Origin of the sequence: Paenibacillus sinensis (genome assembly GCF_019904155.1) — a bacterium.
GTDB classification, from domain to species: Bacteria; Bacillota; Bacilli; order Paenibacillales; family Paenibacillaceae; genus Paenibacillus_AQ; species Paenibacillus_AQ sinensis.
This window is the reverse complement of record NZ_JAHCMB010000214.1, coordinates 1-407: the sequence shown is the minus strand read 5'-3', so window position 1 is coordinate 407 and position 407 is coordinate 1. Positions and strand designations below refer to the sequence as shown.

Sequence of the window (407 nt, the reverse complement as noted above, 5' to 3'; positions counted from 1 at the left end):
TATATGATGCTGGGTGCCTTCATCACATATGGCCTCATAGAAGAATTGAGTACCTGAAGTTAATTTACAGTACTCTAAAAACTGGCGGCTTTTTTGGACTAACCTGCTTTGCGCCTGGATATACCGAATTTGGAGGAGCGCTTGAACTAAGTGATTATGAAATATATCGGGAAAAAAGTATGAAGGGCGGACAAGCTTACAGTAAGGAGAAATTATTCAGGCTGCTTGAAGATCATTTTGACAATGTTGAGTTTCGAAGTATGAAGGCGTGTGATGAAGATAGTGAAGAATTCGGAGTGCCATTTATGTGGGCTAGTCTATGGAGAAAGAAATAAAAAATGAGAAATAGGATTCGCGGATGTAACATGGAGGTGCTCTATATTGGAAAATTGGTATCACGGCAGCTC

At 40.0% G+C, this 407-nt stretch carries 1 pseudogene; it reads left to right on the top strand.

Going from position 1 to position 407, the window contains the following annotated elements:
* Positions 1-335: pseudogene (locus KIH86_RS29690) on the top strand (SAM-dependent methyltransferase); the annotation flags it as partial.
* Between the last annotated feature and the right edge of the window lie 72 nt (positions 336-407).